Origin of the sequence: Methanothrix sp., assembly GCA_029907715.1 — an archaeon.
Taxonomy (GTDB): domain Archaea; phylum Halobacteriota; class Methanosarcinia; order Methanotrichales; family Methanotrichaceae; genus Methanothrix_B.
In genome coordinates this window covers 1-1,578 of the sequence record JARYLI010000036.1, presented here as the reverse complement: position 1 = coordinate 1,578, position 1,578 = coordinate 1, and the positions used below count along the sequence as shown (strand labels likewise).

At 37.2% G+C, this 1,578-nt stretch carries 1 protein-coding gene and 1 pseudogene; both read left to right on the top strand.

What is annotated here, in order from left to right:
- The first annotated feature begins 227 nt into the window (after nt 1-227).
- The gene (locus tag QHG98_09705) at nt 228-1,007 is read left to right on the top strand and encodes a glycosyltransferase family 4 protein (GenBank protein ID MDH7597986.1); all 780 of its coding nucleotides are present in this window, start codon (nt 228-230) and stop codon (nt 1,005-1,007) included.
- A 170-nt stretch (nt 1,008-1,177) separates the two neighbouring features.
- Nucleotides 1,178-1,504, top strand: a pseudogene (locus QHG98_09700) (transposase).
- Nucleotides 1,505-1,578: the final 74 nt, after the last annotated feature.

Sequence of the window (1,578 nt, the reverse complement as noted above, 5' to 3'; positions counted from 1 at the left end):
CGCCAATTGCGGTTATCCTCATAGGCCATGAAATATATTATATATTTTCCTAGTTTAAATAGTTATCCAACACAGCAGCAGTTATTAAAACTTTTTGGATATTATTAAATAACAGGCCGTACGTATATTTTGCGTATCCACATTCATTAACAACTCTGCAGAACAGAGCAATCTTTCATTTATGTGAGGTTCTTGGTTTGTATATAATTTTGGATATACACGACACTATGGAACAAGCAAACGTACTAGGAACTGGAAAACCATTATTTAGCAGCGATTTAGAACGCAAGTATATTCAAAAGGCCAGTTTAGTAATAGCTTTGAATCAATATATGTGGAATTATTTAAAATATAAATATCAAATTTGGAACAAAAAGGTTGTTTTTATCCCGAATGCATATGAAAATGAATTCTGTAATTTATATGCATCTGCTTACAAAAGTGTTGTTAATCGATTTAATATATGTTATGTAGGAGGTCTAACAAAAAATAGAGGTATCGAACTTATTGTCAAAGTATGTAAAAAATTGCATGAAAAATACCCCTATTTAAAGCTATATCTCTTTGGTAGTTATGGAGAAGCAATATCATCAGAGCTGAAAGAGACAATAGAAAACAGCGAGTTTATTATCAGAAAACAGATCCGAAGAAAGGATTTACCAAGTTCGTTGTTAGAAATGGATCTGCTAATCATGCCTTACGATCCAAGAAATGATTACATGAATTTTAGCTCACCAACAAAACTATTCGAATATATAGGAACTTGTAAACCAATATTGTGCACAAAATGCAAATCCCTACTAGATATAGGCGAAACTGGTGGTATAATGTACATAGATTATGACGAATCAGATATTAAAAATAAAATAGAATTATTAATATTAAATCCGCAGTTGCGAGAGAAACTCTCAAACGAACTTATGAATATCAGATTGCATCATACTTGGCAAGAACGAGCAAAAATACTTCACAACGCATTAGCATCGTTAGATAAATGTCACGAATAACAAAATTCGCTCTTATCCATATGATAACTTGCCCGTAGAAGCACTGGTCCTGTCATGCATTCTTGGTGAATGAATAAGTGCGTTCAGCAACCACACTGCACGACCTGCATGGAGTGAACCCCTCTGAGTGGACAACTGGTTAAGCAATGCCAACTCCAGGAGGGTATTGCATGAAGAAGACCAGGCGGCGCTACGACCGGGAGTTCAAGATATCGATAATAGCAGAGCTTGAGAGTGGCAAGACACTTGCTCAGGTTGCCAGGGAACATGGGATACACCCAAGTCTGCCTTGCCGATGGAAGGTCGAATTAGCAGAGAATCCAGAAAGAGCATTCAGCGGCAATGGTAAGAGGTACAAGTAAGAGGCAAGGATTGCAGAGCTGGAGAGGGGTTACTTGGTTAGGCTCATGCCGAGAATGAGCTTTTAAAAAAGCCTTTGCTATGACTCAGAAGAAGGTCCTGGAAGAGAGACTAAAACCGAAGCTGAGGGACGATATATCCCACATTCCGCATTAACGCTCCAGTCCGTAGTATTTTTCGCATTCTGGTCCAAATAGTTTTATTATTTTCA